The 25,397-nt window shown below is 72.8% G+C and carries 19 protein-coding genes; 10 read left to right on the top strand and 9 right to left on the bottom strand.

From position 1 onward, the window contains the following. Position 1: 1 nt before the first annotated feature. The 3 genes from deoC to AB0I60_RS17650 all read right to left on the bottom strand — a co-directional run bounded on the left by deoC (position 2) and on the right by AB0I60_RS17650 (position 7,058). On the bottom strand, positions 2-973 hold the full coding sequence (deoC, locus tag AB0I60_RS17660; protein ID WP_360731051.1) for a deoxyribose-phosphate aldolase: 972 nt from the start codon (positions 971-973) through the stop codon (positions 2-4). Between the two features lie 56 nt (positions 974-1,029). Next, complete coding sequence (locus AB0I60_RS17655) at positions 1,030-1,683, bottom strand: DUF1707 domain-containing protein (protein WP_360731049.1); 654 nt, start codon at positions 1,681-1,683, stop codon at positions 1,030-1,032. Positions 1,684-1,748: 65 nt separating this feature from the next. Next, the gene (locus AB0I60_RS17650) at positions 1,749-7,058 is read right to left on the bottom strand and encodes a trypsin-like peptidase domain-containing protein (RefSeq protein ID WP_360731047.1); all 5,310 of its coding nucleotides are present in this window, start codon (positions 7,056-7,058) and stop codon (positions 1,749-1,751) included. Positions 7,059-7,069: 11 nt separating this feature from the next. Here AB0I60_RS17650 and upp point away from each other — a divergent pair, with 11 nt between their 5' ends. Beyond that, entirely contained in the window at positions 7,070-7,693 is a 624-nt protein-coding gene (gene upp / locus AB0I60_RS17645; RefSeq protein ID WP_360731046.1) for a uracil phosphoribosyltransferase, read from the top strand. Positions 7,694-7,700: 7 nt separating this feature from the next. Here upp and AB0I60_RS17640 read toward each other — a convergent pair whose 3' ends face one another. Further along, entirely contained in the window at positions 7,701-8,561 is an 861-nt protein-coding gene (locus tag AB0I60_RS17640; protein WP_360731044.1) for an NAD(P)H-binding protein, read from the bottom strand. 224 nt (positions 8,562-8,785) lie between these two features. On the opposite strand from AB0I60_RS17640, the gene AB0I60_RS17635 reads away from it, so the two are divergent. Continuing rightward, the gene (locus AB0I60_RS17635) at positions 8,786-10,069 is read left to right on the top strand and encodes a glycoside hydrolase family 18 protein (protein ID WP_360731043.1); all 1,284 of its coding nucleotides are present in this window, start codon (positions 8,786-8,788) and stop codon (positions 10,067-10,069) included. Positions 10,070-10,231: 162 nt separating this feature from the next. On the opposite strand, the gene AB0I60_RS17630 is transcribed toward AB0I60_RS17635, so the two are convergent. Beyond that, positions 10,232-10,825 (bottom strand): WHG domain-containing protein, encoded by a 594-nt coding sequence (locus tag AB0I60_RS17630; RefSeq protein ID WP_360731042.1) that lies wholly within the window; start codon positions 10,823-10,825, stop codon positions 10,232-10,234. Between the two features lie 74 nt (positions 10,826-10,899). Between AB0I60_RS17630 and AB0I60_RS17625 the strand changes: the two genes are divergently transcribed. The 5 genes from AB0I60_RS17625 to AB0I60_RS17605 all read left to right on the top strand — a co-directional run bounded on the left by AB0I60_RS17625 (position 10,900) and on the right by AB0I60_RS17605 (position 15,856). Beyond that, positions 10,900-11,106: a type II toxin-antitoxin system VapB family antitoxin gene (locus AB0I60_RS17625; protein ID WP_015105038.1), complete on the top strand. Its 207-nt coding sequence runs from the start codon at positions 10,900-10,902 to the stop codon at positions 11,104-11,106. 371 nt (positions 11,107-11,477) lie between these two features. Then, the gene (locus AB0I60_RS17620) at positions 11,478-11,861 is read left to right on the top strand and encodes a Fic family protein (protein WP_360731039.1); all 384 of its coding nucleotides are present in this window, start codon (positions 11,478-11,480) and stop codon (positions 11,859-11,861) included. Positions 11,862-12,350: 489 nt separating this feature from the next. Next, a complete protein-coding gene (locus AB0I60_RS17615; protein WP_360731037.1) occupies positions 12,351-12,764 on the top strand; it encodes a MerR family transcriptional regulator in 414 nt (137 codons plus the stop codon). 534 nt (positions 12,765-13,298) lie between these two features. Continuing rightward, the gene (gene ltrA / locus AB0I60_RS17610; protein ID WP_360731036.1) at positions 13,299-14,726 is read left to right on the top strand and encodes a group II intron reverse transcriptase/maturase; all 1,428 of its coding nucleotides are present in this window, start codon (positions 13,299-13,301) and stop codon (positions 14,724-14,726) included. Between the two features lie 221 nt (positions 14,727-14,947). Then, the gene (locus AB0I60_RS17605; RefSeq protein WP_360731352.1) at positions 14,948-15,856 is read left to right on the top strand and encodes an aldo/keto reductase; all 909 of its coding nucleotides are present in this window, start codon (positions 14,948-14,950) and stop codon (positions 15,854-15,856) included. Positions 15,857-15,967: 111 nt separating this feature from the next. Here the strand turns inward: AB0I60_RS17605 and AB0I60_RS17600 are convergent, their stop codons facing one another. After that, complete coding sequence (locus AB0I60_RS17600; RefSeq protein ID WP_360731350.1) at positions 15,968-16,417, bottom strand: flavodoxin family protein; 450 nt, start codon at positions 16,415-16,417, stop codon at positions 15,968-15,970. Between the two features lie 283 nt (positions 16,418-16,700). On the opposite strand from AB0I60_RS17600, the gene AB0I60_RS17595 reads away from it, so the two are divergent. Next, complete coding sequence (locus tag AB0I60_RS17595; protein WP_360731034.1) at positions 16,701-17,024, top strand: hypothetical protein; 324 nt, start codon at positions 16,701-16,703, stop codon at positions 17,022-17,024. A gap of 93 nt (positions 17,025-17,117) precedes the next feature. On the opposite strand, the gene AB0I60_RS17590 is transcribed toward AB0I60_RS17595, so the two are convergent. The 3 genes from AB0I60_RS17590 to AB0I60_RS17580 all read right to left on the bottom strand — a co-directional run bounded on the left by AB0I60_RS17590 (position 17,118) and on the right by AB0I60_RS17580 (position 21,325). Continuing rightward, positions 17,118-18,728 carry a phospho-sugar mutase gene (locus AB0I60_RS17590; protein ID WP_360731033.1) on the bottom strand — a complete coding sequence of 537 codons (1,611 nt, stop codon included), beginning with the start codon at positions 18,726-18,728 and terminating at the stop codon, positions 17,118-17,120. After that, on the bottom strand, positions 18,725-19,519 hold the full coding sequence (locus AB0I60_RS17585; protein ID WP_360731348.1) for a purine-nucleoside phosphorylase: 795 nt from the start codon (positions 19,517-19,519) through the stop codon (positions 18,725-18,727). The genes AB0I60_RS17590 and AB0I60_RS17585 overlap by 4 nt, the downstream gene beginning before the upstream one ends. 144 nt (positions 19,520-19,663) lie before the next feature. Next, entirely contained in the window at positions 19,664-21,325 is a 1,662-nt protein-coding gene (locus AB0I60_RS17580) for a serine/threonine-protein kinase (RefSeq protein WP_360731031.1), read from the bottom strand. 116 nt (positions 21,326-21,441) lie between these two features. On the opposite strand from AB0I60_RS17580, the gene AB0I60_RS17575 reads away from it, so the two are divergent. Both AB0I60_RS17575 and scpA read left to right on the top strand, forming a co-directional pair. After that, the gene (locus AB0I60_RS17575; RefSeq protein ID WP_360731346.1) at positions 21,442-23,229 is read left to right on the top strand and encodes a methylmalonyl-CoA mutase family protein; all 1,788 of its coding nucleotides are present in this window, start codon (positions 21,442-21,444) and stop codon (positions 23,227-23,229) included. Next, positions 23,226-25,397, top strand: coding sequence for a methylmalonyl-CoA mutase (gene scpA, locus AB0I60_RS17570; RefSeq protein WP_360731029.1), 2,172 nt, complete (start codon positions 23,226-23,228; stop codon positions 25,395-25,397). The genes AB0I60_RS17575 and scpA overlap by 4 nt, the downstream gene beginning before the upstream one ends.

Here is a 25,397-nt window from a genome sequence, read left to right as displayed (position 1 = left end):
CTCAGTCCACCGTCACGTAATCGGGGCCGCTGTAGTGGCCGTCCAACTGGGTGCGCCGCTGCATCAGCAGGTCGTTGAGCAGCGTCGAGGCGCCGAACCGGAACAGGCTCGGGGTCAGCCATTCGGGCCCGGCCACCTCGTGCACCGCCACCAGGTACTTGACGGCGTCCTTGGTGGTGCGGATGCCGCCGGCGGGCTTCACGCCGCGCAGCTCGCCGGTCTGGGCGTGCCAGTCGCGCACCGCCTGGAGCATCACGTGCGTCACCGGGAGGGTGGCGGCGGGCGTCACCTTGCCGGTGGAGGTCTTGATGAAGTCGCCGCCGGCGAGCAGCGCCAGCCACGACGCGCGCCGCACGTTGTCGTAGGTCGCCAGCTCGCCGGTCTCCAGGATCACCTTCAGGTGCGCGTCCCCGCAGGCGCGCTTGACCTGCGCGATCTCGTCGAAGACCTGGCCGTAGCGGCCGGACAGGAACGCGCCCCGGTCGATCACCATGTCGATCTCGCCGGCCCCGGCGTCGACCGCGAACGCGGTGTCCTCCAGCTTGACCTTGAGCGACGAGCGACCGGACGGGAACGCGGTGGCCACGGACGCGACGCCGACGCCGGTCCCGGCCAGCTCGCCGACGGCGGTGGCCACCATGTCCGGGTACACGCAGACCGCCGCGACCCGGGGCACCTCGGGCCGCTCCGGGTCGGGCCGGCGGGCCTTGGCGGCCAGCGAGCGCACCTTCCCGGCGGTGTCGGCACCCTCCAGCGTGGTCAGGTCGACCATCGAGATCGCCGTGTCGATCGCCCACAGCTTGGCGGCCTTCTTGATGCTGCGCGTGGCGAGGCCGGCCGCGCGCTGCTCCACCCCGACCTGGTCGACGCCGGGAAGCCCGTGCAGGAAGCGGCGCAACGACGCGTCGTCGCGCACCGCGTCCGCGAGCGCCGGCGGCAGCGCGGTCGGCGCGGCAGTCGATGTGGCAGCCATGCGACCGAGTCTAGGCGGACTGGGACGACCGTCCCAAGTGAAGCCGTCCGCGCAGGTCAGTCCTCCAGCTCGGGGTGCTTGGAGCCCTTGATCTTCTTGCGCTTGGGGCGGCGCACGTCCACCCCGGCCATGATGGCGACACCGGTGATCCGGACCACCGGGCCTCCCGGGACGGTCGGCGTCTTGTGGGTGGTGTCGTCGAACGCGCCCATGATCCCGGCCCCGTCCACCCGCACGGTGACCTCCTCCGGCACGAAGATCTCCACGCCGCCCCAGAAGGCGAACACGTTGATCGTCGTCTCGGCGGACTCGAACCGCGCCCGGGACAGGTCGAGCACGACCCCGCCCATCACCGCGACCACGGTGTGGTTGGCCGGCACGACCCACTCGCCCTTGCGGTCGACCCCCGACCAGAAGGCGATGGACGTGCTCGGCCCGCTCAGCCCGCCGCTGCCGATCCGCGACGCGGGCAGGTTCTGCGCGGCCGGCGCCGGCAGGGCGGCGGCGGGCAGCGCCAGGCCCAGGTCGGAGGTCAGCGGGGCCAGCTCGCCGTAGGTCTTGGCGGCGTACACCGCCCCGAGCCGCTCGTCCAGCTCGTGCAGGTCCAACCGGCCCTCGCCGTGGGCCTGCTGGAGCACCCGGGCGACCTGCTCGCGGTCGGCGTCCGAGGCGCGCATCTGACTGGGGTCCGGCACCAGCTCGTCACTCACCCGGATGAGTTTAGGAGGTTCGCGCGCGTTTGAGCGCGAAACGGCCCCCGGTCCTCCGCGCGGCCTCACGGGGCCACGGTGTCCAGCCGGCGGATGCCGGGGTAGTACGGGTCCAGCTCGCCCGCCTCGAACCGGCACTGCCGGACCGCCCAGAACACGGCGTCGGTCTGGCCACGGCCGGTGTAGCAGCCGTCCGGCAGCACCACGACGTCGGTCGCCGGGTCGACGTGCACGAGCGTGGCCAGCTCCGCCCCGGTGAACGAGTTCCAGATGCGGGCGGTGCCGTCGTCGGACGCCGTGGCCAGCCGCGTGCCGTCCCCGGTGAACGACAGGCCGCCGACCAGCGCGGTGTGGCCGGTGAACGTGACCAGGTGCCGCCCGTCGCGGGTCCACGTCCGGGCGACGCCGTCCGACGTGGCGGTGGCGAAGCGGTCGCCGTCGGGCGTGAACTCCACCGCCCACACCGTGCGCCCGATGCTGATCGTCCGCAGCAGCTCGCCCGTGGCCGTCAGCAGGGCGACGGTGCCGTCCATCGACCCGGTGACGACCAGTTGGCCGTCCGGCGAGAACGCCACCGACGTCACGTCCAGCGTGTGCGGGAACAGCTCGGTGCGCCGGCGCCAGTGCCACATCCGCACGGTGCCGTCCTCGTAGCCGACGGCGAACCGGTCCTCCACCGGGGAGCACGCCACGCACGTCGCGCGCTCGCCGTCCACCGCCGGCGGCAGGGACTGGACCGCGTGCCGGGCCGTCGCCCACTCGACCAGCCGGCCGGCGTCGGTCACCGCGAGCAGGGTCGCGCCGTCCGCCTTGAACGACGAGGACCGGAACGCCACCCCGGTCGGGATGCGCAGCTCCGGTCCCCGGCGCAGCGGGACCAGCGCCGTGGAGTCCCCGTCCGACCGGGCGACCACGAGCCGCCGGCCGTCCGGCGTCACGGCGACGTCGGTGACCTCCGCGTCGTCGAGGTGCTCGGAGTCGACCGCCCACTGGTCGAGGTCCCAGTGCCGCAACGACGTCCCGTGCGCGGTCGCCAGGCCCCAGGCGGTGAACGCCACCCCGGTGACGGGCTGCCAGTCGCTGGAGAAGCGGGTCAGCGACTGCCCGGTGCGGGCGTCGTGGAGGTGGGCCTCGCCGTCCTCGGAGCTCACCGCGAGTTGCGTGCCGTCCGGCGAGAACACCAGGGTCGACCGGCCGAGCGCGGTGCCGGGGAACGACACGTCGTCGTCACCGCCGCCGACGTCCCAGACGGTGATCCGCAGCGACCGGTCGACGGTGGCCAGCCGCGACCCGTCCGGGGAGAACACCAGGGCGTCCGGCCGGCTGCCCACCGGCAGCAGGTGGAGCACCTCCCCGGTGCCGACCTCGACCACCTCCACCGCCCCGTCGGTCCGGCCGACCGCGACCCGCGCGCCGTCCGGCGACACGGCCAGGCGGTCGACGGCGGTGGTGACCCGCACGACCACGCCGCTCTCCGACGGGCCGGTGGACCACACCGACACGTCGGTGCCGCGCACGACGGCCAGCCAGGAACCGCCGGGGGACAGGGCGGCCACGTCGCCCGGGTCGTGCGGGACCACGTGCACCGGCCCGACGTCGGCGGTGTGCACCCGGGACCTGCCGTCCGCGCCCAGCACGACCACGTGCGTCGCGGACCTGAAGGCGAGCGCCTGCACCGGTTCCGGCACGGCGTAGCGGAGTTCGCCGGTGGCGGCGTCCCACACGTACGCGCACCGGTTCGACTCCACGGTGGCCAGCAGCGCGCCGTCGGCTGAGAAAGCGACCTGCTCCACGGGGCGGTCCCGCCGCCGCCACACCCGGACCGGCCGGCCCGTCCGGAGGTCGACCAGCTCCACCACGTGCTCGCGCGCCAGCGCCACCAGCCCGCCGCCGGGCGCGAACGCCACCGCGGTCACGTCCACGCCGACCGGCCGGACCACCACCTCCGCGCGGTCCCGCTCGCCGACCGCCGCGCGGGCCAGCTCCGGGTGGTCCGCGCCGGTCACGCCGAGCAGCACCGCGCCGTCCCACCGGCTCCCGGTCAGCACCGCGCCGGTGAGGTCGCCGCCGAACATCCGCACGCCGGCCAGGTCGGCGCCGGTCAGGTTCGCACCGCTGAAGTCCTGGTCCACCAGGCGGAACCCGCTCAGGTCGACCCCGGTCAGGTTGGCCCCGCTCAGGTCGAGCGAGCCGACGTCGGTGGTGCGCAGGTCGACGCCGGACAGCTCCCAGCTGACCTCGGCGTCGAGCCGTTCCACCACGGCCGCCGCGTTCTGCTTGACCACGTCGTTCGCGGCCGGGTCGGCCAGCGCGGCCCGCGCCCACGGCACCACGACGTCGTGCCCGGCCAGGTCGCAGAAGAAGTCCACCATCAGCCGGGACATCTTGCGCGCCACCACCGGCACGTCGGAGCGGCCGGCGACCAGGTCGTCCGCCGCGACCTTGGCCACCAGCCACTCCATCACCGACTGGTGGACGAACGCGAAGCCGTCCTCCGTGCGCACCAGCAGCGTCCCGGAGCCGACCGCCTGCGCGGCCTGGTCGATGGAGTAGCCGCGCTCGGCGAGCCGGGTCAGCGTGGCGACCACCGCCTCCGCCAGGTCGGAGGTCTGGATGGTGGCGGCGGTGGTCTCCCACAGCCGCAGCGCCAGCGACGTGCACGCGGCCAGCCGCTCGGCGGCGTCGAACGACGGCGTGCCGAACCGGTGCTCCTGCCGGGACGCCTCCAGGACCAGCCAGTAGTCCACCAGCTCCCGGTACAGCTCGGCGGCGCTGATCCGGCCGCGCTCGCCGCGCACCTCCAGCAGCCGGTCCTCGTCCAGGTCGGCGATGAACGACAGCATCCGGGGGTTGCGGGAAAGCCCGAGCAGGTCGCTGATCGCGCCGATCAGCCCGAACCGCCGCGCCGCGCGGTCGACGTCGCCCTGGTAGTGGCGGGTCAGGAAGTCCCGGATCTGCCCGTCGGTGAAGTCCTCGATCACCACGCCCCGGCCGGCGGTGAGCGCGGAGACCTGCTGCCCCAGCGCGGTCAGCACCTGGTTCGCGGACCGGAAGTGCTGGGTGCGGCTGGTCAGCACGACCTTCGCGCGGTCGGTGACGGCGTGCAGCAGGGTGCCCAGGTAGTCGGTGGCATTGTCGTAGCCGACCCGCAGCTCCAGCTCGTCGAAGCCGTCGAACAGCAGCGCCAGCCGGCCGCTGCGGATCATGTACCGCAGCTTGGCGATGTCGACGACGTCGACGCCCTCGCGGACCAGGTGCTGCGCCAGCAGCTCGTCCAGCGTCGGTGCCTTCTCCAGGCTGCGCAGCTCGACCAGCACCGGCAGCAGGCCGGGCAGGTGCTCGGGCAGGCGCCGGGTGAGCTGGCGCAGCAGGAACGACTTGCCGCGCCCGAAGTCGCCCAGCACCATGACGAACCGGGCGGCCTCGCGGCCCAGCCACTCGACCACCTGGCCCAGCACGTCGTCCTGCACCTCGTGCGCGCCGACGACGGTGAACCGCTGCGGCACGTACAGCTCCGGCGGGTACACCTGGTCGCGCGCGAGCCGCTGCGCCTGCCGCTCCACCAGCGGTCGCAGGTCCAGCAACCCCTGGTACTCCACGAAGCTGCGCAGCCGCACGCCCCGGCGCTGCGCGCTCGCCACCACGTCCGAGGCGGCGGGCGGGCCGCCGTAGACCAGCTCCGACGGCACGGCCGGGTCCGCCGAGGCGAACGGCGAGTGCACCAGCTCCACGAACCGGTCGAGGTCCTCGGCCAGGGCCGCCCCGGTGGCCACGCCGACCGGCCACTGCTCGAAGCCGCCGCCCTCGCGCGGTTTCGACACCCGCAGGTACGCCTGGTCGGCGCGCGGCGTGACGGTCGCGGTCGGGTGCGACACCACGGTCGCCTCGTGCACCCGCTCGAAGAACGCGCCCCGGGCCGGGGTGCGCCGGGGCTCCGCCGACGCGACCGACCCGAACGTCGCCCGCGCGCCGTCCCACCGCACCAGCGAGCGGTCGGTGCCCAGGTCGGTCCAGCCGTCGCGGAACGCGTGCACCGCGCGGCCGAAGCCGAACACGTCCACCGTGACGAGCTGGAACGAGCCGGGCGCGACGGGCAGCAGCGGCAGCTCCTCGCCCAGGCCGCCCCGGCGGTCGCCGGACAGGCACAGGTTCAGCGCGCGCGGGTCGAACCCGGTGGCCCGGCGGTGCACCGCGCCCAGCCGGAACCACCCGCGCCGCTGGTAGTCGCGCAGCAGCGCGCCGAACCGCTCCACCTGCCGCTGCCCCAGGTCGGCCCGGGACTCCGCGTGCGAGTCGTGGAACGTCGAGTTCAGCCCGGCCACCACGACCGCCAGGTCGGGCACCTCGAACAGCGACCACGGCTCGTCCGGCGTGAAGGTGGCCCGGTCCCCGTAGAACTCGGCGAAGGCCGCCGCGAACGGTCCCCACTTCGGCCAGTACGGCGGTGTCGGCCGCTGCTCCAGCGCCTCCTCCTGGTCGAAGTAGGCCCGGCACGCGAGCAGGTTCACGTCCGCCGCGCCCGGCACCACGACGACCCGGTCGCGGGGCAGCTCCACCGCCTCGGCCAGGTGCGCCAGGAACCGGAAGCCCCGCTCGCACTCGCTGGGCCGGCCGTTCGCGGTCAGGTCACCGGTGCACACCACGAGGTCCGGCCGGGCGTCGCCCAGCGCGCGGTGCAGCGGCCCGAACCACCGGTCGCCGTCGCCGAACCGGGTGCCGGCCACGTGCAGCACGTCGACCCGGCCGGTGACCTGGTCGCGCTGGTGCTCCCACGCCGTGCGCAGCCGGTCGGCCGGGACGGCGTAGCTGTCCTGCGCGGCGGAGGTGGCGACGATGCCCACCACGCGCTCGGTCTCGGCGTCCCAGACCGGTGCCCCGCTGTAGCCCGGCTGCACCCGCAGCGCCGACTCGCTGTCGAGCTGGAGCAGCCGCCCGGCGACCTGGCCGCGCACCGCCGCCCGCACCCACGCGCCGTCCGGGCGGGTGGCCGGGAAGCCGAACACGTCCACCGGGTGGCCGGGGCGCGGCGGCGTGGTGATCAGCTTCGCCGGGGTGACGCCGGCGGGCACGTCCAGCCGCAGCACGCACACGTCCTCGCCCGCGCCCCCCTCGCGCGCCGGGGGCGGCAGCCACAGGTGGACGCTCGCGGTCGCGGCGACCCCGGGCAGCGCCGGGAACTCGACCCGCACCGCACCGGTCGGCCGGGCCGCCTCGCGGTGCTCGCGGTCCAGCGCCAGGTTGACCACGTGCGCGCAGGTCACGAGCCGGGTGGGACCGGTCACCACGCCCGCGCCGACCGTGCGGCCCGAGCTGTCCGTGAAACGCACCACCGAGGTCGGTAACGAGCCGTCGGGCATCGCGTACTCGTACCACATACTGTTCGACCATGGACGTCCTCGTCGTCGAACACCCCCTGGCCAGGGCACGGCTCACGACCATGCGCGACGCGCGCACCGACAACGCGGCGTTCCGCGCGGCACTGCACGAGCTGACCGTGATGCTGGTGTACGAGGCCACCCGGGCGGCACCGGTCGCGGAGGAGAAGGTGCACACGCCGGTCGCGCGCACGACCGGCTACCGGCTGGCGAACCCGCCGCTGCTGGTCCCGGTGCTGCGCGCCGGCCTGGGCATGGCGGACGAGGCGCACAAGCTCATCCCGGACGCGCAGATGGGGTTCGTCGGCCTCGCCCGCGACGAGGAGACGCTGCGGCCGACGCCTTATATGGAGTCGCTGCCCGAGTCGTTGGCCGGGCGGCCGGTCCTGGTGCTGGACCCGATGCTGGCCACCGGTGGGTCCATGGTCCACACGATCCGGTTGCTCACCGATCGCGGCGCGACGGACGTGACGGCGGTGTGCGCGCTGGCCGCGCCCGAGGGCATCGGGCACTTGGAGGAGTCCGGGCTGCCGGTGCGCCTGGTGACCGCCAGCGTCGACGAGCGCCTGAACGACTCGGGGTTCATCGTCCCGGGGCTCGGCGACGCCGGCGACCGCCAGTACGGCGCGGTCTAGCCGCCCGTCAGGCTTCGTCCGGGCGCGCGGGGGACAGTTCGGCGGCGTGGTCCCGCGCCCAGTCGGCGAGGGTCCGGCCGCGCCTGCCCACGACCCGTTCGAAGTCGGGGGAGACCGCCGGCGGCTCCTCGTTGTGCTGGGCCGCGTAGCCGAGGACGTACTCCGCGACGTCCGACGGCACGCCGACGTCCCGGATCAGCGCCGCGCGCGCCCGGCCGTAGGTCAGCGCCTCGAACCGGATCGGGCGGCCGAGGCCCCGGCCGATCGCCTCGGCCTGCTGCCGGTGGGTGAGCAGCTCCGGCCCGGTCAGCGAGTAGGCGCGGCCCGCGTGGCCGCCGTCGAGCAGGGCGCGCACCGCGACCTCCGCGATGTCGGCCTCGTGCACCGGCGAGCCCGGCGCGTCCGGGAACGCCCACCGGACCGCGTCGTGGGCGCGGACGTCCCCCGCCCACATCATCTTGTTGGCCATGAACTCGCCGGGCCGCAGGTGGGTCCACTCGACGCCGGCGGCCTCGACCGCCTGCTCGACGGCCAGGTGGAGTTCGTAGCTGCCGGGTCGTCGCGCGGTCACCGCGTCGCTGGACAGGAACACCACCCGCCGCAGGTCCGGTGCGGCGGCCAGGAGCTGCCGCGCGAGGCCGGCCGCGTCGTCGGCGTCGAGCACGGCCAGCAGGAACACCGACGTGATGCCGTCCAGCGGGAGTTCCGAGGGGCGGGCGAGGTCCCCTTTCACAGTCTCGACGCCGGCGGGCAGCCCCGCTTTGTCCGGGTTGCGGGTCAGCGCCCGGAACGGCACCCCCTCCGTCACCAGTCGGCCGACCACCTGCCGGCCGACGTTGCCGGTCGCCCCGGTCACCAGGATCGTCACGATTCCCCCTAGTCAGACGCTTATTCAAACTTGAACAAGGTGACGTTAGCGCGACCGCCCCGCTGGGCGCACATGCAAACTTTTGCAACCTCTGTGAAAAGTGAGTCCGCAGCGAACTCGCCGGTATGCGCGGATTCGGCCGTTCGGCCGTAGAGGTGGTCTAGACCTCACCCCTACCGTGGTCTGGACCACACTTCGCAGTCCCTGCCACCGCGAGGAGAAGCATGTCAAGCAGGAGATGGGTGCTCCCCGCACTCCTCGCCTCGGCCCTCACCGTGTCGCTCGCGCCCCAGGTGGCGCAGGCCCACGGTGACCGGCACCAGCCGCGCACCGTCGGGTACTACACCAACTGGAGCGGCTACGACCGGAACTTCCTGGTGAAGGACCTGGTCAAGAACGGGACGGCGTCCAGGCTCACCCACCTGAACTACGCGTTCGGGTTCCTCGACGACGCCGGCAAGTGCGTCAGCTCCGACCCGTGGGCGGACTACCAGCGCCCCTTCAGCGCGGAGCAGAGCGTCAACGGCAAGGCCGACGCGGCGGGCCAGCCCCTGCTGGGCAACTTCAACCAGCTCAAGCAGCTCAAGGCGAAGTACCCGAGGCTGAAGGTCTACATCTCCCTCGGCGGGTGGTCGGGCTCCAAGCACTTCTCCGACGCGGCGCTGACCCCCGAGTCCCGCGCGGCGCACGTGAAGTCCTGCGTCGACCTGTGGCTCAAGGGCAACCTGGTCGGCGCTGCGCCCGGCGCGGCGGCGGGCCTGTTCGACGGCATCGACCTGGACTGGGAGTGGCCGTCCAGCGAGGGCGCCCCGGGCAACGTGATCCGGCCGGAGGACAAGGACAACTTCACCGCGCTGCTCAAGGAGTACCGCAAGCAGCTCGGGCAGCTCTCCTGGCGGACCGGCAAGCTCTACGACCTCACCGCGTTCCTGCCCGCGAACCCGGGCATGATCGACCGTGGCTTCGACGTGCCCAAGGTGTTCAGCCTGCTCACCTTCGGCACCACCCAGGGCTACGACTACCACGGTTCGTGGGACCCGCTGACCAACCAGCAGTCCGCGCTGCGGACCCCTGCCGGCGACCCGACGTCCCCCGGCTTCAGCACGCAGGTCGTGATCGACCACTACTTGAAGAAGGGCGCCCCGCGCGACAAGATCGTGATGGGCGTGCCGTTCTTCAGCCGGGGCTGGACCGGCGTGCGCAACGAGAACAACGGGCTGTTCCAGCCCGCGACCGGTGCCGCGCCCGGCACCTACGAGGCCGGGTACGAGGACTACCGGACCCTCAAGAAGCAGCTCGACAAGTTCACCGTCCACCGCGACCCGAAGGCCGGGCACGCGTGGCTGTTCGACGGCACGACGTTCTGGACCTGGGACGACCCGGTGGAGCTCAAGCGCAAGGGTCGTTACGTGGCAGACCGCCGGCTGGGCGGCGCGATGATCTGGTCGCTGGACAGCGACACCGCCGAAGGCGAGCTCATCCGCGCCCTCAAGAACGGACTGTCCTGATCGGGGCAGTTCACCGGGGTCCGGGGAGGTTTCGCGGCGGCCGCCTCCCCGGACCCCACCTTCTCGCCACCGGCGGATCCCCTCACGGGGGTCCGCCGGTGGCGTTCGCACGCGCTTCGCTGGAGACGGCGACGCCCGGCCGGCACGCGGGCGTGCACCCCGTCACCTGCGGCGCCAGCCGTCCGCGCAGGCGCGGATCGCCCTCTCGTAGGCGGGCGCGATCTCCACGCCCGGCGGGAGGTTCCCGTTCAGCTCCAGGCTGACCAGGCCGTGCACCATGCCCCACAGGGCCAGTGCGATCTGGACGTGCGGGGCGTCGACGAACACCCCGGCGTCGACGGCGCGGCCGACGTTCTCGACCAGCGGTACGAACGTGTCGGCGGCGGCGGCGTGGGTCTCCTCGGAGGGTTCGAAGTTCGGCACCACCTTGCTGAACATGACGAGGTAGAACTGCGGGTCGGCCAGCGCGCTGGCCCGGTAGGTCAACCCGATGCGGATGATGTCCTCGACCGGGTCGTCGGTCTCGGGCAGCGCGGCGAGCCGGTCCCCGAACCGGCGGAAAGCCTCCTCGTACAACGAGTCGAGCAGGGCGGGCTTGCCCCCGAACAGGGAGTACACGGCGGTGGTGGACGTGTTGACATCGGCTGCGAGCCTGCGCAAGCTCAGTGCACCCGGTCCTTCACTGGACAACAACTCGCCCGCGCGGTCGAGCAGGCGCACCCGCAGGGCGTCATCGTGGGTTTTGGGTCTAGGCACCGGGCCATGGTATAGCAACAGCGTTATAAAACTCGGTCTGGTCAGCGTGGTATCAACTTGGTACCGTCGGTGGCATGGCGATGACCTTGCGTCTGAGCGACGAGGAGAACCGGCGGCTCGACGAGCTCGCCGCCGCTGAGGGTCGGTCGAAGCAGGAGGTCGTGCGCCTGGCGCTGGCCGAGCGCTGGGCGCGGTTGCAGAAGGAGGAGCAACTCTCCGAGGTGCTGGGTCGGGTGCTGCCGAAGTACCGGGGCCTGCTCGACCGGCTGGGGTCGGCCTGAGCGTCCGGCGGTTGCCCCGCACGGCGTATGTGACTGCTCCACACGTTCGAGTGATCCACCCTGACGTTCGAACTGGTGTTCGATAGTCTGGGTTCATGCAGCTCAACCGACGCCACCGGCTTCCGTCCCTCGTCCACCGTTGCGAACGCCCACGCCGATCGCCGGCGCCCGGGTATGGTGCGCCGTTGAAGATCGGGCCGCGTCCGGAGTGCACCGCCCAGGTGCCCCGCGCGGCCGACAACATCCTCGCCGCCGGACGGGCGGTCAGGCGATACGGACCTGAGGTGGTGGGCCGTGATGCCGGTGGCATCCCGGACGCGGCATGGCCGCGCCGACGTCCTCGACCCCCAGGACAGGGAGCGCGTCAAGCAGTGGTCAACTACCTCGACGCCGGCGACTTGCTCGTGCTGGCGACCGCCGTCACCGGTGGAGATCTGGTCGTGCGCGACTTAGGTCTCCTCGACTCCGCCGCACACCGGCCCCGTGCCACCGTGCTCGGTGTCGAGGCGTACGACACGCTCTGGCTGAAAGCCTCGGCCCTGCTCGACTCGATAGTCCGCACCCGGCCCCTGGTCGAGGGCAACTGGCGGCTGGGCTGGGTGGCGGCGGTGACGCTGTGCGACATCAACGGCTGGTGGGTGGACGCCGAGGAGGACGAGGCGTTGGACCTGGTCCGCGCCCTGGGCCGCGAGCAGATCGACGTGGCGGGCATGGCGGCACACCTGGAGGCGTGGGGCACCCCCAAAAGCGACTGATCCCCGGCTTTCGGCCGGGTTGGGGCCGGGCCGGGGCCGGGCCGGGCTGGGGCCGGGCTGGGCAGGGTGGTCTTCGGGCCGGGCTGTCGCGGAGCGGCGCGGTGGGCCGATCCTGATCGCCAGGTCAGACCACCGCTGCGATCCCGGCCGCATCCCGGCCCGCGCGTCACCGTCGCCGGTGCGTACGAGGGCTCGGCCGTCGCCGGTGCCGGTGGGCGCGAGGGCTCGGCCGTGGTCGGCGCCGGCGGCCGTCGCGGCACCGCTGCCGCTGCTCCTGCCCGTCGCTCTGCACCGCACCCTGCCGGCATCGGGGTGCGGGTCGGGCATCGGGGTGCGGGTCGGTGCGGTCCGACCGGGCTGTTCAGGGTTGGTCCGGGCTGGTCGGGGTGGCTTCGGCGGGCTCGTGGTGGTTCCGAGGTGTGGAATCGCGCGGAGGTGTGGCGCGAACCGGGTTGACCTGGAGTGCACTCCAGCTCCTACCGTCGTGGGGTGACTTACTCGATCGCTCAGGCGGCTGAGCGCAGTGGGTTGTCCATCGACACGCTGCGCTACTACGAACGGATCGGCCTGGTCGACCCGCCGGCGCGCGACTCGGGAGGGCGGCGCAGCTACAGCGACGACGACCTGGGTTGGCTGACCTTCCTCACCCGGATGCGCACCACCGGGATGCCGATCCGGATGATGCGCGAGTACGCGCAGCTCCGGCGGCGGGGCGCGGCGACCGCCGGTCGCCGCCGGCAGATGCTGTTCGAGCACCGGGCGTCGGTGCGCGAGCGGATCGCCGAACTCCAGTCCTGCCTGGACGTGCTGGAGTACAAGATCGCGCACGTGCGCCACGAGGCGCTGAATGACCGTATGGAGGTGCAAGACCTTCATCGCGTGGCTGTCGCAGCAGCCGCGTAGAAGCTGGGGGCAGTCTGATCCGGGGGATGCCGGTGAGGGCGGGAAGCAGCCCCGACAACGCCGGGACATATCGGCACCACCAGACGGTGTGGGTCCGGCTAGCGAGACCAGAAGGTACAACGTGAGTGAACCGGTGGTTGAAGCCCCGTAAGTCTTGTGTCGGCTCGAACCTGGTGGATTTGGGCCGATGTGCAGTGCGCGGTTCCTCCTCTGGGTGGAGGGCCGACTTCCTGTCGGATTGTGTGTTTCCGGCAGGGAGGTCACGCCGAAGGTCTGCGGCGTAGGCGTGAAGATGCTGCCGGGGTAAAGCCGGGTGCCTACCTGGTCGAACGGTTGTTCAGTGAACGTGGGAACCGCCTCACGGCTTCCCCTCGCCGGGCCTCCAGCCCGGAGGGAGGGGTAGGTCCATCGCCGACCGATGGCCGTGGGGCGGGGCGGAGGCCCCGTAGTAGTCCGGGCGCGGGAGAGCCGCGTACATGGCGAAGGGGGCCAGCAAGTCGGCAGAGAGGATTCTGGAATGCCAGGAGGGCGTTGGTGAATACCGACGAACTGGAGGCGGCCTTGTTCAAGGCTGAACGCCGGGTACTGGAGATCCAGACCAAACTGCACCGTTGGGCGAATGATGATCCTCAACGCAAGTTTGATGACCTGTTCAACCTCGTGGCCGATCCCGCCTTCCTTCTGGTGGCGTGGGATCGGGTGCGGAGTAATAAGGGAGCCCGGACGGCTGGCATCGACGGTCGAACCGTGGTGTCGGTCCAGGCGGGGCCTGGGGTCGAGATGTTCCTCGACCGACTGCGACTGCTGATTAAGAGCCGCGAATTCCATCCGGTCCCGGTGCGCGAACGGATGATCCCGAAGGCGAACGGCAAACGCCGCCGCCTGGGTATCCCGACCATCACGGACCGAGTGGTGCAGGCATCCCTGAAGCTGGTGTTGGAGCCGATCTTCGAGGCGGATTTCCTCCCGTGTTCCTACGGGTTCCGTCCGAAGCGCCGGACCCACGACGCGGTAGCCGAGACGCGATTCTTCGCCTCCCACCACTACGAGTGGGCGGTCGAAGGGGACATCGAGGCTTGCTTCGACAACATCGACCACACGGCCCTGATGGGACGCGTGCGTCGACGCATCGAAGATAAGCGGGTTCTGGATCTCGTGAAGGCGTTCCTGAAGGCGGGAATCCTCTCCGAGGGCGGCCTGACGAGGGACACCCACACCGGCACGCCGCAAGGAGGAATCTTGTCGCCACTGCTGGCGAACGTTGCCCTCGGCGTCCTGGACGAGTACGTGGACCAGGCACCGGGGGGACCGAATGCCGCGCAGGGAGAGCGGGCCAAACGCAAACGCCAGGGAAAGGCGAACTACCGGTTGATCCGGTATGCCGACGATTTCCTGGTGATGGTGGCGGGCAACCGCGACCATGCAGAGGAGTTGCGCACCGAGGTGGCGGAAGTCCTGGCACCAATGGGCCTGAGCCTGTCGATGGCCAAGACCAGGGTCACCCATGTCGACGAGGGCTTCGACTTCCTGGGATGGCGTATCCAACGCCACGCCAAACGAGGAACCAACAGGCGATACGTCTACACCTACCCATCGAAGAAGGCATTGCGCTCGGTGATGGACAAGGTCAAGACGGCCTGCCGCAAGGGTAACAACCTGCCGCTGTCGGCGCTGCTGCACGAACTCAACCCCGTGCTGCGAGGTTGGTGCGCCTACTTCCGGCCAGGCGTGTCGAGCGCGACGTTCCAGTACCTGCGCCACTATGCGTGGCAAACGGTGATCCGCTGGGCGAGACGCAAACATCCCAAGGCCAACTGGAAGACCATCCGCCGCATCTACTGTCGCGGGGAATGGTGGCCGGTCACAGGCCGAGGAGAGCTGTTCAACCCCGCGAAGGTAGCAACAACACGCTACCCGTACCGGGGCGCGGCGATCCCAGGCCCATGGCTGCTGGCAGGATGAGGACATAACGGGAACCCGTCGGGACTTGTGGAGAGCCCGCTGCGTTGAGAGGCGCACGGCGGGTTCGGGAGGCGGTTCGGGAAAACCCACCGACGGCAACGTCGGCAGGGCGTCCCGAACCGACCTCACTACGAGCAGATCGAGCACCAGTTCGTGGAAGGGATCACCGCGTGACACTGCTGGGCACCGCCCTGGAAGTCGGCCCCCAGGGCCTGGGCTGCATGGGCATGAGCCAGTCCTACGGCAAGGGCGACGACGCCGAGTCCATCGCGACCGTGCACCGGGCGCTGGAACTGGGCGTGACGCTCCTGGACACCGCCGACGTCTACGGCGCGGGCGCGAACGAGGAACTGGTCGGCCGGGCCGTCGCGGACCGCCGCGATCAGGCCGTCCTGGCCACGAAGTTCGCCCTCGGAGACCCCGATCGCCGCCCGCGCGGTGACGCCGCGTACGTGCGGCAGGCGTGCGAGGCGTCGCTGCGCCGGTTGGGCGTCGACCACATCGACCTCTACTACCAGCACCGGGTCGACCCGGTCGTGCCGATCGAGGAGACGGTCGGCGCGATGGCCGAGCTGGTCGCCGAGGGCAAGGTTCGCTTCCTGGGCCTGTCCGAGGCGAGCGCCGGAACGATCCGCCGTGCGCACGCCGTGCACCCGATCACCGCTTTGCAGAGCGAGTGGTCGCTGTGGACGCGGGACATCGAGGACGTCATCGTGCCGACGTGCGAGGAGCTGGGCATCGGGATCGTGCCGTTCTCGCCGCTCGGTCGCGGCTTCCTGACCGGCCGGGTGACGTCGACCGAGGCGCTCGACCAGGACGACGCCCGCCGCGCCATGCCCCGGTTCGCCGAGGGCAACTTCGACCGCAACCTGGCGATCGTCGAGGCGCTCGGTGCGCTGGCCGCCGAACGCGGCGTCACGGCCGGGCAGCTCGCCCTCGCCTGGGTGCAGCACCAGGGCGACCACGTCGTCCCCATCCCCGGCACGAAGAGGATCGAGTACCTGGAGGAGAACGTCGCGGCGTCGAGCCTGGAGCTGTCCGCCGCCGACCTCCGCTCGATCGAGGCCGCCGCCCCGGCCGCCGCCGGCGACCGCTACCCGCCGGAGATGTTGCGCCTGTCCAACAAGTAGTTCTCACCACCCGCGCAGCGGCCGGCCGAGCCGAGCGTGGTCGGGCAGCCCCGACCCCGTTCGGGCCTCGGAGGTCCCGGCTCCCTTCTTTCCTGGGGCACCGGGGGTTGGTCACAGGAGGTTCGCGGCCACGGTCGCGCCGAGGTCGCGGCACGACCGGAGGTCGTCCCGGGACGGCTCACCGCTGGTCAGCACGTGCGCGGCGACCTTCGACCAGCCCAGACCCCGCACGATCCCGTCGATGGCCCGCACGGCCCCGGCGGTGTCGTCGTTGCCGTGCACGTACAGGCCGAACGGGCGGCCCCTGGTCGAGTCGAGGCACGGGTAGTAGACGGTGTCGAAGAAGACCTTCAGCGCGCCGCTCATGTACCCCAGGTTCGCGGGGGTGCCGAGCAGGTAGCCGTCCGCTTCGAGCACGTCGACGGCCGTCGTCGCCAGCGCCGCCCGCCGCACCACGTCGACACCTCCCACCTCCGGGTCGGTGGCACCCTCGACCGCTGCCTCGAACAGCGCCTGGAGGTTCGGCGAGGGGGTGTGGTGGACGATCAGCAGCCTGGGCACGCCGCAGACGTTGCCGCCCCACGCCCCGAGCCGCAACCGAGCCGGTGCCGGGCCAGGGGCGAGGCCGCGAGTCGCCTCCGGTTGCCGCCGCCGGGACGGGCGGGCCGCCGCCGCCACCGCCATCACCGTCACCGCCGCGCCGACCGCCCAGGTCGCCGGGCGGCGACATCCCCAACCCCGTCGTCGCAACCGCATGATCGACCCGCTCTCGCTACCCTGATCCGGCGTACGAGAGGAACCTCCGCAGGTCCCGTGCGTCTGTTCAGGTATACGGGAGGGAGACATGGACACTCGCAGCATCGCCACGATGACCCGCAACCGGAAGATCACCTGGGGTGGTGGGGTCGGCATCGGGGTGGGCCTCATCGGGTTCCCGCTGGTGTTCATCGGGGTGTGGCCCGGTGTGGACCACAGCCCGTGGGACGTCAACACGATGATCCTGGCCACCGGGGTCAGCCTGCTCACGGTCAGCTACATCGCGGTCCGGATCGCCGTCGCGGCGGCGACCGACAACCGGGTCAGCCCGCCGACCAGGCGTCCGTGGCTGGTGGCGGGTGGTGCGCTGGCGATCGCGGTGCTCTGCCTGCTGATCGCCTTCGCCTCGTGACCTCGGCCGCCGGGCGGAAGCGCGTCCGGCGGCAGCAGCGAGAGCCGGCCCGCCGGCTCCCGCGCGTGGCGGGAACCGGCGGGTGCCGAGCGGTCAGCGCAGCAGGTCGGCGACCTGGGTGCGGAGCGCGTCCAGGCGTTCGGTCGCCCGGGTGCGGGCCGCCGCCAGGTCGTCCACCGGTTCCACGACCTCCAGGTACGCCTTGAGCTTGGGTTCGGTGCCCGACGGCCGCACGACCACCCGCACGCCCTCGGCGGTCAGGCGCACGACGTCCGCGTCCGGCAGCAGGTCCTCGAACGCGAAACCGTCCGGCGGGTCCTGCCGGAGCCGCGCCATCAGCGCGCCGATCCGGCTCAGGTCCGTGAACCGCAGCGACACCTGGTCGGTCAGGTGCAGCCCGTGGTCCACGGCCAGCTGGTCCAGGGCGTCCAGCAGCGTCCGGCCGGACGCCTTCAGCCCCGCCGCCAGGTCGCACGCGACGACGGCCGCCGAGATGCCGTCCTTGTCGTTGACGTGCTGCGGGTCGACGCAGGTGCCCAGCGCCTCCTCGTAGGCGAACACCAGCCCGTCACCGGCCCGCACCAGCCACTTGAAGCCGGTCAGCGTCTCGGCGTAGCGCGCGCCGTGCGCGGCGGCGATCGACTTGAGCAGCGACGACGACACGATCGTCGTGGCCACCAACGGGTCCGGAGTGTCCACAGTGGACAGTACCAGGGAGCCGAGCAGCACGCCGGTCTCGTCGCCGCGCAGCATCCGCCACGTGCCGTCGCGGTCCCGCACGCCCAGCGCGCAGCGGTCGGCGTCGGGGTCCAGCGCGACGGCCAGGTCGGCGTCCTCGGCGGCGGCCAGCTCCAGCAGGCGGTCGGCCGCGCCGGGCTCCTCCGGGTTCGGGAACGACACGGTGGGGAAGTCCGGGTCCGGCACGGCCTGCTCGCGCACCACGCGCACGTCGGTGAAACCCGCGCGCCGCAACGCTTCCACGGCCACCTGGCCGCCGACGCCGTGCATCGGGGTGAGCACCACGCGCAGGTCGCGGGACGTGCCCCGGGGCAGCGACGCGACCCGTTCCAGGTACTCGTCCACCTCGGCGTCGCCGACCGGCAGGAAGGCGTCGGACGTCGGCACCGACACGGCGGCCGGCACCGAGGCGATGGCGGACTCGATCTCGCGGTCGGCGGGCGGCACGATCTGACCGCCGCCGGCGAGGTAGAGCTTGTAGCCGTTGTCGGCCGGCGGGTTGTGCGAGGCGGTGATCTGCACGCCCGCAACGGCGTCGTGCCTGCGCACCAGGAACGCGAGCACGGGCGTGGGCAGCGGGCCGGGCAGCACCCGCACGGTGAAGCCCTCCGCCGCGAGCACCGACGCGGCGGCGGTGCAGAACTCCTCCGAGCCGTGCCGGGCGTCCCGGCCGACGAAGACGGTCCCGGTGCGCCCCCGGGCCTTCAGCCACGCGGCGAGCCCGGCCGTGGTCCGCACCACGACGGCCCGGTTCATGCCGTTGGAGCCCGCGCGGACCGGGCCGCGCAGGCCCGCCGTGCCGAAGGTGAGCGTGCCGGCCATCCGGTCGGCCAGGTCGTCCAGCGCGGCGGGGTCGCCGCCCATGGCGCGCGCCAGCACGCCTTGCAGCTCGGCCCGCGACTCGGGCGACGGGTCGTCGGCGATCCACCGGAACGCGGCGTCGCGCAGCGCCGGGGTCACCGTCATGCGCGGGCCACCAGTTCGCGCAGCAGCGCGCCCATCCGCCCGGCGGCGGCGGCACCGGCCTCCAGCACCTCTTCGTGGTTGAGCGGCTCGCCGGTGATGCCCGCCGCGAGGTTGGTGACCAGCGACAGCCCGAACACCTCGACGCCCTCCGCGCGGGCCGCGATGGCCTCCAGCACGGTGGACATGCCGACCAGGTCCGCGCCGAGGGTGCCCAGCATCCGGATCTCGGCGGGCGTCTCGAAGTGCGGTCCGGGCAGGCCGGCGTAGACGCCTTCCTCCAGCGACGGGTCGATCTCCCGGGCGATGGCGCGCAGCCGCGTCGAGTACAGGTCGGTGAGGTCCACGAACCGCGCCCCGACCAGCGGTGACGACGCCGTCAGGTTCAGGTGGTCGCTGATCAGCACCGGCTGGCCGACGGACATGCCCTGGCGCAGGCCGCCGGCGGCGTTGGTGAGCACGACGGAGCGGACGCCCGTCGCGGCGGCGGTGCGCACGCCGTGCACGACCTTCTGCACGCCCTTGCCCTCGTAGCCGTGCGTGCGCCCCAGCAGGACCAGCACGTTCTTGTCGCCGACCGGCACGGACCGGATGGTCCCGCCGTGGCCGAACGCGGTCGGGGCCTCGAACCCGGGCAGCTCGCCCATGGGCACCTCGGCGGCGGGTTCGCCGATCAGGTCGGCGGCCGGCCGCCACCCGGAGCCGAGCACCACGGCGACGTCGTGCCGGTCCACCCCCGTCCGCTCGGCGAGGGCCTCGGCGGCCTGGGCTTCAAGGGCGCTGTTCTCACTGATGGCGGTCACGGCCGCGAGCCTAATGTCCCGTGGTCCGCAGTGCTGCGGACCACTCACCACCCACCCCGGCGGTCGTCGCGCCCCCGGCTCGCCCCACCGCAGACGACCGCGTCAGCCGCCGGCCGCGATCAGCCGACGACCGCGTCAGCCGATGACCGTGAAGGTGCCGGCGATGCCGGGGAACAGCTCGTTGCGGCCCATCTCCTCCTGCTCGGTCGGGAAGACGACCTCCACCACCCACAGGTCGGTGCCGCGCGGCAGGACCCGCGAGTAGCGGGTGCGGCGCTGGTCGGGGCCGGCGTCGGCGGAGCTGCGGCCGAGGTCGGTCGCCGTCTCGACGGTGCGGTAGCCGAATTGGACCGGCGCCTCCGGTGCCGTCGGGTCGATCGGGTCGGTGACGTCGGTGGTCTCGCCGAACAGCCGGCCGTCGGGCCAGCGGGCGCGGACCAGCGCCAGGTACTCGTCCAGGGACCGCTTCGGGTAGAAGTCGGGGAAGCGCTGCACGGTCACCTCGTACGTGCCGCTCGGTGCGACCAGGTGCACGACCGTGCTGGGCGCCAGGCCCTTGTTGGTCCGCTGCTCCAGGAAGGACGTCCAGTCCTCGCCCACCTCGATGGTGAACTCCGCGCCCTGCTCGCCGTTCGCGGTGGCGGCGGACGCCGTGGTGGGGCGCAGGTCCACCTCGCCGGTCACCGTCGGCACCGGTTGCGCGCCGACGGCGGGCGGCGGCAGCAGTGGCGTGCCGGCGAGCGCGCGGGTCAGGGCGAACCCGGCGCTGCCGCCGATGGCGAACAGCACCACGGCCGCCACCGCGACCAGCGCCGTCAGCGGCCGGCGGGGCGGGGCGGGCGTCGGGGTGAACGGCAGCGGGCCCGGGTCGGCGGCCAGCGGGGTGTCCGGCGGGATCGGTGCCTTCACCAGCGGCGGGCGGACCACCTCCACGACCGGCCGGGTGACGTCGGACGGGAAGACGTCGGTGCCCGGCTCGGGCAGCAGCGCGCGCACCCGGCGGCGCACTTCGGACAGCCGCATCCGCTCGGCCGGGTCCTTGGTCATCAGCCCGGCCACGACCGTCTCCAGCGCGCCGCACGCCGACGCGGGCGGGGCCTCGCCGTGGATCACCTGGTTGATGGTCTGCATGACGTTGCCGCCCTCGTAGGGCTGCCGGCCGGTCATCGCGGCGAACAGGGTCGCGCCCAGCGACCACTGGTCGGCCGCCTCGGACACCGCGCCGCCCGCCGCGACCTCGGGCGCGATGAACGCGGGCGTGCCCAGCGCGATGCCCCGGCTGGTCAGGGTGGCCTCGGCGAGGTTGCGGGCGATGCCGAAGTCGGTGAGCTTGACCCGCCCGTCGTCGGCGACCAGGACGTTGCCCGGCTTCACGTCGCGGTGGGTGATGCCCGCGCGGTGGGCGGCCTCCAGGGCGGCGGCCACGGCGTCCGCGACCACCGCGCCCTGCTCGGCGTCGAGCGGGCCGCGCTGCCGCACCAGGTCGGCCAGCGACGCGGAGGGCACCAGTTCCAGCACCACGTACGGGTCGCCGTCGACCTGCGCCACGTCGTACAGGGTGACCACGTTCGGGTGGGTGAGCTGGGCGACCGAGCGGGCCTCGCGCAGGGTGCGCTCGCGCAGCAGGTCGGCCTCCGCGTCCGGCGTGCCGGGCGGGACCAGCACCTCCTTGACGGCGACGTCGCGGCGGAGCACCTCGTCGTGGGCGGCCCACACCGTGCCCATCGAGCCGCGTCCCAGGACGTGCCGGAGGCGGTAGCGGCCCGCGATCAGGCGTTCGGTCTCCACCCCCGCCATTGTTCATCAGCGGGGGGTCGCGGGTGCGCGGTTAGGGTGGGTGGTGGACTGCATCGGTCACGGCGGTGCAGCTCACATAGCCGTCGTACTACTACTGGGTAACACTGCGGAGCATGATGGAGCCGACTGGCGACTTGGCGCTGGCCGCCGAATTCCCCGCACCCGACCGGGAGCAGTGGCTGGAGCTGGTGCGGGGCGTGCTCCGCAAGTCGGGCGCGGACTTCGACTCGCTGGTGACCACCACCTACGACGGCATCCGGGTGCAGCCGCTCTACACCGCCGAGGACGCCGCGCCGGCGCCCGGGTTCCCGGGACTGCCGCCGTTCACCCGGGGCGGCCGGCCGCAGGGCGCGGTGGACGGCTGGGAGGTCCGCCAGCAGCACGCCGTCGCCGACCGCGAGGCGGTCATGGCCGACCTGGAGAACGGCGTCGGCTCCCTGTGGCTGAGGAACCTGCCCGCCGACCGGCTGGACGACGTGCTGGCCGACGTCTACCTGGACCTCGCGCCGGTCGTCGTGGACGCCGGCGCGGACTTCCGGGAGTCCGGCCTGGCGATGCTGCGCGTCTGGGGGCAGCGGCCCGTGCTGCCCGGCGACGTGCGGGGCAACGTGGGCGCGGACCCGCTCGGCGTGCAGGCCCGCACCGGGGCCGCCGCCGACTTCGCCGCGCTGCACGACCTCGTGCGCGCGGCCCGCGACTTCCCGGCGCTGCGCGTGGTCGTGGTGGACGGCCTGCCGTTCCACGAGGCCGGCGGCTCGGACGCGCAGGAGCTGGGCGCGTCGCTCGCGGCCGGCGTGGCGTACCTGCGGGAGCTGACCGGGGCGGGGCTGGACCCGGCACGGGCCGCGCGGCTGCTGGAGTTCCGGTACGCCGCGACCGCCGACCAGTTCCTCACCATCGCGAAGTTCCGCGCCGCGCGGCGGTTGTGGGCGCGGGTGACCGAGGTGGTGGGCGTTCCGCAGCCGCAGCTCCAGCACGCCGTCACGTCGCCGGCGATGATGACCCGCCGCGACCCGTGGGTGAACATGCTGCGCACCACGATCGCGTGCTTCGGCGCGGGGCTGGGCAGCGCGGACGCGGTGACCGTGCTGCCGTTCGACCACGCGATCGGCCTGCCGGACGACTTCTCCCGCCGGATCGCGCGCAACACCGGGTCGCTGCTGCTGGAGGAGTCGAGGCTGGCGGGCGTGATCGACCCGGCGGGCGGCTCCTGGTACGTGGAGCGGCTGACCGACGACCTCGCCCACGCCGCGTGGGCGTGGTTCCGGGAGATCGAGGCCGCCGGCGGCCTGCCCGCCGCGTTCCCGCTCGTCGCGGACCGGCTCGCGGCGACCTGGGAGGCCCGGTCGGCGAACCTGGCGGACCGCTCGGACGCGATCACCGGGGTGAGCGAGTTCCCGAACCTCGCCGAGGTGCCGGTGCGCCGCGACCCCGCGCCGCCCGAGCCGTCCGGCGGGCTGCCGCGCGTCCGCTACGCGCAGGCGTTCGAGGCGCTGCGGGACGCGGCGGACGCCGCACCCGTGCGCCCCCGGGTCTTCCTGGCCACGCTCGGCCCGGTGTCCGCGCACACCGCGCGCGCCACGTTCGCGGCCAACCTGTTCCAGGCGGGCGGGATCGAGACGCCGAACGCGGGCGCGACGCGGACCGCCGAGGACGTCGTGGCGCGGTTCCGGGACAGCGGCGCGCGGATCGCGTGCCTGTGCGGCAGCGAGAAGAGCTACGCCGAGCTGGCCGGACCCGTCGCGCAGGCCCTGCGCGCCGCCGGCGCGGAGCGCGTCCTGCTGGCGGGACAGCAGTCCGGAGCCGTCCCCGAGGGCGCGGCGATCGACGGGTACGTGTACACCGGGTGCCCGGCGCTGCGCGTGCTGGAGCAGACCTTCGACCTCCTCGGAGTGCAGCGATGATCCCGAACTTCGCCGACGTCGAGCTGGGCGACCCGGTCGGCGGCACGGCCGCGCAGTGGCGCGAGGCGTTGCACGAGGCCACCGGCAAGGGCGCGGATGCGCTGGCGTGGGAGACCCCGGAGGGCATCGGCGTGCAGCCGGTGTACAGCGGGGCGGACACCGAGGGCCTGGACTTCCTCGGCACCTACCCGGGCATCGCGCCCTACCTGCGCGGCCCGTACCCGACGATGTACGTGAACCAGCCGTGGACCATCCGCCAGTACGCGGGTTTCTCCACCGCCGAGGAGTCCAACGCCTTCTACCGCCGCAACCTCGCGGCCGGGCAGAAGGGCCTGTCCGTGGCGTTCGACCTGGCCACGCACCGGGGTTACGACTCCGACCACCCGCGCGTCGCCGGCGACGTCGGCATGGCGGGCGTGGCCATCGACTCCATCTACGACATGCGCCAGTTGTTCGACGGCATCCCGCTGGACCGGATGTCGGTGTCCATGACGATGAACGGCGCGGTGCTGCCGGTGCTCGCGCTCTACGTCGTGGCGGCCGAGGAGCAGGGCGTCGCGCCCGAGCTGCTCGCCGGGACCATCCAGAACGACATCCTCAAGGAGTTCATGGTCCGAAACACCTACATCTACCCGCCGGGCCCGTCGATGCGGATCATCTCCGACATCTTCTCGTTCACCTCGCGGCGGATGCCGAAGTTCAACTCCATCTCCATCTCCGGCTACCACATGCAGGAAGCCGGGGCGACGGCCGACCTGGAGCTGGCCTACACGCTGGCGGACGGCGTGGAGTACCTGCGGGCCGGGCGGGACGCGGGGCTGGACGTCGACGCGTTCGCGCCCCGGCTGTCGTTCTTCTGGGCGATCGGCATGAACTTCTTCATGGAGGTCGCCAAGATGCGGGCGGCCCGGCTGCTGTGGGCCAAGCTGGTCAAGGGCTTCGAGCCGAAGTCGCCCAAGTCGCTGAGCCTGCGCACGCACTGCCAGACCTCCGGCTGGTCGCTCACCGCGCAGGACGTGTTCAACAACGTGGCGCGCACCTGCGTGGAGGCGATGGCCGCGACCCAGGGGCACACGCAGTCGTTGCACACCAACGCCCTGGACGAGGCGCTGGCGCTGCCCACCGACTTCTCCGCGCGCATCGCGCGCAACACCCAGCTGCTGCTGCAACAGGAATCGGGCACCACGCGGGTGATCGACCCGTGGGGCGGCAGCGCGTTCGTGGAGCGCCTGACCCACGACCTCGCGCACCGCGCGTGGGCGCACATCACCGAGGTCGAGGCGGCCGGCGGGATGGCGCGGGCGATCGACGCGGGCATCCCCAAGCTGCGCATCGAGGAGGCCGCCGCGCGCACCCAGGCGCGGATCGACTCCGGCCGGCAGCCGGTGATCGGCGTGAACAAGTACCAGGTGGAGTTCGACGAGAAGATCGACGTGCTCAAGGTGGACAACGCCGGCGTGCGGGCGCAGCAGCTCGCCAAGCTGGCCCGGTTGCGCGAGGAGCGCGACCAGTCCGCCGTGGACGGCGCGCTGGACGCGCTGACCCGCGCGGCGGGCGGCGGGGGCAACCTGCTGGAGCTGGCCGTCGACGCGGCCCGCGCCAAGGCCACCGTCGGCGAGATCTCCGAGGCGCTGGGCAAGGTCTGGGGCCGGCACTCCGCGCAGATCCGCACCATCACCGGCGTCTACCGGGAGGAGGTCGGCTCGGTGTCGAACGTGGACGCGACCCGGGAGGTCGTGGCGAGGTTCGCCGAGGACGAGGGCCGCCGGCCGCGCATCCTGGTGGCGAAGATGGGCCAGGACGGGCACGACCGGGGGCAGAAGGTGATCGCCACGGCGTTCGCCGACCTCGGCTTCGACGTGGACGTCGGCCCGCTGTTCCAGACGCCGGACGAGGTGGCGCGCCAGGCGGTGGAGGCGGACGTGCACGTCGTCGGCGTGTCGTCGCTGGCCGCCGGGCACCTCACCCTGGTGCCCGCGCTGCGCGCGGCGCTGGCCGGGCTGGACCGCGAGGACATCATGATCGTGGTCGGCGGCGTGATCCCGCCGCAGGACTTCGACGCGCTGCGCGCGGCGGGGGCGGCGGCGATCTTCCCTCCCGGCACGGTCATCGCGGACGCGGCGGGCGACCTGCTGCGCAAGCTGTCCGCCCAGCTCGGGCACGGCTGA

Origin of the sequence: Actinosynnema sp. NPDC050436, from assembly GCF_040655415.1 — a bacterium.
In the GTDB taxonomy this organism is placed as follows: domain Bacteria; phylum Actinomycetota; class Actinomycetes; order Mycobacteriales; family Pseudonocardiaceae; genus Actinosynnema.
Note: the sequence above shows the minus strand (reverse complement) of the source record. Positions and strands in the feature narration are given on the sequence as shown.

Coding starts and splice junctions, on each gene's coding strand:
- AB0I60_RS17590 (WP_360731033.1), bottom strand. CDS start 18,728: ATGACGGTGACCCCGGCGCTGCGCGACGCCGCGTTCCGGTGGATCGCC.
- AB0I60_RS17595 (WP_360731034.1), top strand. CDS start 16,701: ATGGACACTCGCAGCATCGCCACGATGACCCGCAACCGGAAGATCACC.
- AB0I60_RS17605 (WP_360731352.1), top strand. CDS start 14,948: ATGGGCATGAGCCAGTCCTACGGCAAGGGCGACGACGCCGAGTCCATC.
- scpA (WP_360731029.1), top strand. CDS start 23,226: ATGATCCCGAACTTCGCCGACGTCGAGCTGGGCGACCCGGTCGGCGGC.
- AB0I60_RS17635 (WP_360731043.1), top strand. CDS start 8,786: ATGTCAAGCAGGAGATGGGTGCTCCCCGCACTCCTCGCCTCGGCCCTC.
- AB0I60_RS17580 (WP_360731031.1), bottom strand. CDS start 21,325: ATGGCGGGGGTGGAGACCGAACGCCTGATCGCGGGCCGCTACCGCCTC.
- AB0I60_RS17575 (WP_360731346.1), top strand. CDS start 21,442: ATGGAGCCGACTGGCGACTTGGCGCTGGCCGCCGAATTCCCCGCACCC.
- upp (WP_360731046.1), top strand. CDS start 7,070: ATGGACGTCCTCGTCGTCGAACACCCCCTGGCCAGGGCACGGCTCACG.
- AB0I60_RS17625 (WP_015105038.1), top strand. CDS start 10,900: ATGGCGATGACCTTGCGTCTGAGCGACGAGGAGAACCGGCGGCTCGAC.
- AB0I60_RS17650 (WP_360731047.1), bottom strand. CDS start 7,058: ATGTGGTACGAGTACGCGATGCCCGACGGCTCGTTACCGACCTCGGTG.
- deoC (WP_360731051.1), bottom strand. CDS start 973: ATGGCTGCCACATCGACTGCCGCGCCGACCGCGCTGCCGCCGGCGCTC.